The organism is Thermoanaerobaculia bacterium, from assembly GCA_018057705.1.
Classification (GTDB): Bacteria; Acidobacteriota; Thermoanaerobaculia; order Multivoradales; family JAGPDF01; genus JAGPDF01.
Window position 1 is genome coordinate 1 of the sequence record JAGPDF010000155.1, and the last position, 4,323, is coordinate 4,323.

The following is a 4,323-nucleotide window of genomic DNA, read 5'->3' on the forward strand; positions in this document are numbered from 1 at the left end:
GCGAGGTCGAGCTTCCCGAGACGCTCGACGAGCTCGTCGAGGTCGTTGCTCTCGTCGCTGTCGCCGAGCTCCTTCTGGATCGCCTTCATCTGCTCGCGCAGCACCATTTCGCGCTGCCGGTCGCCCAGCTCCTCACGCACCTTGGTTTTGATCTCCTCCTGGGTGTCGAGGACGGTGAGCTGGCGTTGCACCTGGAGCAGGACCTGGCGCAGGCGCTCCTCGACGGACAGGAGCTCGAGGAGCTTCTGGCGGTCGGCGGTCGGCAGTTCGACGTAGGCGGAAACCAGGTCGGCGAAGCGCGACGGTTCGGCGGCGATGGAGATCACCTGCTGGACGAGCTCTTCGGGGAGTCCGGCTCGCTTGGCGAGCTCGATCGCGCGCTCGCGGGCTTCGCGGAAGAGGGCGACGAAGGCGGCGTTCCCTGGGTCGGTCGGGTTCTGGTCGGCGGCGGTGATCGTCGTCGCGACGTAGTAGCCGTCGCGCTCCTGGTACCGCAGCGCCACGCCGCGCCGTTCGCCGTGCAGCACGAGCTGCATGCCGGAGAGGCTGCGCTGCACCTGCCCGAGGCGGGCGATGGTACCGACGCTGTAGAGCCCGTCGGGGCTCACGTCGTCGACGTTCTGGCGCTGCGCGACCGCGAGAACCAGTGGCTCCGGGGCGCGCAGGGCGGCCTCGATCGCTCGCAGGGTGCTGGGGCGGCCGGCGCCGATCGGCAGGGCAATTCCGGGAAAGAGCACGGCGTCGCGCAGGGGCAGGACAGGAATCATCAGCTGGTCGGTCATCGAGTCTCCTGCGACGGCGATTCCGCGGCATCGCGGCGTCGCTCGTCGTCGGCTGTGAAAACCTTCCGGTCAGCGGGCTTATTCCAGCCGCCCTCAGCGCTGCTGCCACCAGAGGATGACGGCCAGCACGACGCCGATCACGATGACGGCGCCGCGGGCTTTGGCCTGCCCGATGGAACGCCCCAGATTGGCGCCGGCGAAGCCTCCGAGAACCGCCCCGGCGAGCATGACGAGCGCCGCAGGCCAGTCGACCCGCCCGGAGAAGATGAAGATCGCCGCGGCGACGCCGTTGATGCACATGCCGAAGAAGTTCTTGAGCCCGTTCATGGCGTGGATGTTCTCGAGCCCGAGCGAACCGAGTACGACCAGCATGAGGATTCCGATGCCGGCTCCGAAGTAGCCGCCGTAGATCGCGACCGCGAGCTGGGCGAACCAGGCGATCGCCAGGGAGCGGCTGGCAGCGTCGCCCGCGTTGCCGGCGCCGGGCGCCCCGCTCCCATCGCTCCGGGAGCCCGCCGCATGCGGGGTCGTGAACCGGCCCCGGAAGCGGGTCAGGGACTGCAGGAAAAACAGCAGCGTCGCGAAGAGGATGAGGGCGGGCGCCAGGCGCGCGAAGATCTTCTCCGGAGTGACCAGCAGGAGCAGTGATCCGGCGGCGCCGCCCACCAGGCTGGGGACGAAGAGGGTCGCGAGCCACTTGCGGTGCGTGGCGACCTCGCGGCGATAGCCGTACAGGCTGGCTGCCGCTCCGGGCAGCAGGGCGACCGTCGAAGTGGCGTTGGCGGTGATCGCCGACTCGCCGAGCAGGAGCAGGACGGGGAAGGTGAGGATCGTGCCGCCTCCGGCGAGCGCATTCATCCCGCCGGCCGCCGCGGCGGCAGCAAAGAGGATGGCGGCTTCGCCCGGGGACAAGTTCTCCCGGGCCTCAGGTCGTGAGGCGCAGGACGAATCTCGAGGTGCCGAACTGGATCCGGTCGCCGTCGGCGAGCAGGCGCTCGGTAACCCGCTGGCCGTTGACGTAGGTGCCGTTCTCGGAGGAGAGGTCGCGCAGCATCCAGCCGGCGTCGGACTCGGTGATCTGGGCGTGCCGGCGGGAGACCGCGGGCTTGTAGATCCGGATCTGGTTCTCCGGCGTGCGGCCGATGAAGGTCAGCGGTTCGAGCTCGTAGGCCTGCGGATCGAGGTCGCTGTCGAGCGCCTCGAGGCGGGCTCTCGGTTCCGGCTCGGGCTGGGTCGCCCTGCTGCTCGAAGCCGGCTGGGCCGCACGCCCGCTGTAGGGATCGTCCGGCTCGACCGGCTCGACCGGCGCAGCCAGCGGGGTCGGCGGGCTGGGCGGACTCCAGGGAACTGCCGACGGCGGCTCGGTGGGCGCTGGCGCTTCGGGCGGCAGCATCAGGGTGCCGTCGTCGTCGCGCGGCTCGCCGAACGGCGTCGCGAGTGCCGGGGCGGGGATCGCCGGATCGACCGTCTCGGCCTCGGGCAGTGGGGTGGCGGCGGGGAGATCGAACTGCGAGGTACCTGCCGGCTCGAGCTCGTCAGGGGAATCGAAAGCGGCAGCGAAACGCGTCAGATAGTCGGCGATGGCGTCGGCGCGTTCCCGGGCGGCGTGCAGGGTCTCGGCCAGCCGGGCGGTGCGGTCGCGGTGCTCGGCGTCGTCGAACTCGCCCAGGCTGTGACGCAGGTCGATCTCCTCCTGGTCGAGCTGCAGGGTGGTGCAGGCATCCTCCGCCGCGTCGTGGAGGGGCTTCAGGCGGCCGAAGGTGGCGAGTGCTGCGTCCTTGAGCGGGAGGGCCTTGCCTTCGAGCGCCGCGATGCGGGTTTCGTAGTCGCGGCGCACACGTTCGAGGACCTTCGCCGACACCTGAGAGGCCGACTCCTGCATGCGAGCGAGGCGTTGCCGCAGGGCGTCACGCTCGCGTCGCAGATCGACCAGAGAGGTCAGAACGGAATCGTCGACTTGTCGCAGCTCTTCGATCATCACGCTGTCTCCTCGACCGGCCAGGGACGGATGCCCGAGGGGATTCTACTTCGCCGGGAGGTCGGTTATGGGCCGGCCGTGGGGGTCCTCGGGAGGGAACAGCATGAGGGTCGAGGTGGCGTGCGCGACGAGCTTTCCCCGCGGGTCGACGAGCTTCGCCTCGGAGAGCGCCGAGCGCCGGCCGAAATGGAGGACGGTTCCCGTGCAGGTCAGGCGCTCCGTGCCGACGCCCACCGGGCGCAGGTAGTTGACCTTGATCTCGAGCGTGGCGCAGGTCTCGCCGGGGGGCAGTTCGGTGGTCACCGCGCAGCCGCAGGCGGTATCGCAGATCAGCGCGGCGATGCCGCCGTGCAGGACGCCGTTCGGGTTCAGGTGGAACTCGGCCGGCTCGAGGACGAAAACCACCTTGCCCGGCTCGACCTCCGTGACCTGCATGCCGACCAGCTCCGCGACCGGCGGCGGCGGGATCTCCCCCGCGAGCATGGCGCGCAGGAACTCGAGGCCGGTCTTGCCGCGCGCCAGGGCGCGGATCTCGGCCGGGTCGTGCCAGCTGACCGTGCGCTGACGGAGCGGAAAGATCATCGCTGCCATTGGCGCCAGCGCCGGGATGCTTCCTGGCTCATTTCTCGAGCTGCCATACGGGGAGGCGCCCCGGCGTCCAGGGCGCGCCGGCGCGCTCGAGCTCGCTCTCGACCGCCGCGAGATCGACCTCGACGAAGCTCCGGAGCCGTGCGAGCTCCCGGCCGAACGCTTCGCCGGCGATGTCGTAGGCGTCACGCTGGGTCCGGGTCGGCTCGGCGGTCGAGGTCCAGCTCGAATAGACGACGTTCTGGACGCGCTCGGAAATCGACGGCAGGTCGGCCTCGTTGCGTGCCCGCAGGAATCCGTCCCCGGAGAGCGCGATGCCGATCTTCTCCAACTCGAGCTCGAGAGCGCGCAGACGGGCGTCGAGCCCGGCGGCCGTGCCGGGTTCGACACCCGCGGCGAGCGGCGCATCGGCTGCGATGCGCAGCAGCGCGAGCCGCTCCTCGAGCTCGCCGACCAGGCGCTCGGCGCCGAGCACGGCGCGCTGCAGACGGGCGGTCTTTTGCTGCCAGGCGGCGACCGCGGCGCGGTCCTTCGCCGGGAGTGTGGTGTTCGCCAGCACCTCGAGCTCGAAGTCGGACTCGCCGAGGAGCTTCGCCGTCCCGCCGACGACCTGCTCGAGGCGGGCCCGGTAGCGGCCGGGCGCCGCGAGCGGCCCCTGCGGCGGCGGCACGAACTGGGCCGCGACGACGGTCTTGGCCGCCGGGTCTGCCGCCGGATAGCGCAGGTCCCAGGTCAGGCGCTGCATCCCCTTGGCCGGCTTGGCTTCGAGGCGGCGGACGATCGAGCCCTGATCGTCCAGAATCGAGAGCGCCAGGACCGCGGCCTCTTCCTCGAGCTCGCGGCGCAGGGTCTCGAGATTCGGATAGGCGATGTCGCGCTTCTCCCCGATCGCCTTCTTCTCGGCTTCGACGCGCGCCTCCTTGCGGGTCTTCGGCGGCTCCTTGAGATACCAGGTGAAGGTCGCGCCGAACGGCG

5 protein-coding genes are annotated in these 4,323 nt (G+C 70.7%); all 5 read right to left on the reverse strand.

Annotated elements, in window-relative coordinates:
- On the reverse strand, positions 1 to 782 hold a 782-nt coding region (locus KBI44_21445; GenBank protein MBP9147051.1), incomplete at its 3' end, for an LON peptidase substrate-binding domain-containing protein.
- Between the two features lie 93 nt (positions 783 to 875).
- Positions 876 to 1,640, reverse strand: coding sequence for a sulfite exporter TauE/SafE family protein (locus KBI44_21450; protein MBP9147052.1), 765 nt, complete (start codon positions 1,638 to 1,640; stop codon positions 876 to 878).
- Positions 1,641 to 1,707: 67 nt separating this feature from the next.
- Complete coding sequence (locus tag KBI44_21455; protein MBP9147053.1) at positions 1,708 to 2,760, reverse strand: FHA domain-containing protein; 1,053 nt, start codon at positions 2,758 to 2,760, stop codon at positions 1,708 to 1,710.
- 45 nt (positions 2,761 to 2,805) lie between these two features.
- Positions 2,806 to 3,351, reverse strand: coding sequence for a PaaI family thioesterase (locus tag KBI44_21460; GenBank protein MBP9147054.1), 546 nt, complete (start codon positions 3,349 to 3,351; stop codon positions 2,806 to 2,808).
- Positions 3,352 to 3,379: 28 nt separating this feature from the next.
- Positions 3,380 to 4,323: glycosyl hydrolase (locus tag KBI44_21465; GenBank protein ID MBP9147055.1), on the reverse strand; the 944-nt coding region annotated here is incomplete at its 5' end.

Excerpts from the sequence above, each read along its gene's own strand:
- KBI44_21460 (MBP9147054.1), bottom strand. The coding sequence starts at position 3,351 with ATGGCAGCGATGATCTTTCCGCTCCGTCAGCGCACGGTCAGCTGGCAC.
- KBI44_21450 (MBP9147052.1), bottom strand. The coding sequence starts at position 1,640 with ATGAATGCGCTCGCCGGAGGCGGCACGATCCTCACCTTCCCCGTCCTG.
- KBI44_21455 (MBP9147053.1), bottom strand. The coding sequence starts at position 2,760 with ATGATCGAAGAGCTGCGACAAGTCGACGATTCCGTTCTGACCTCTCTG.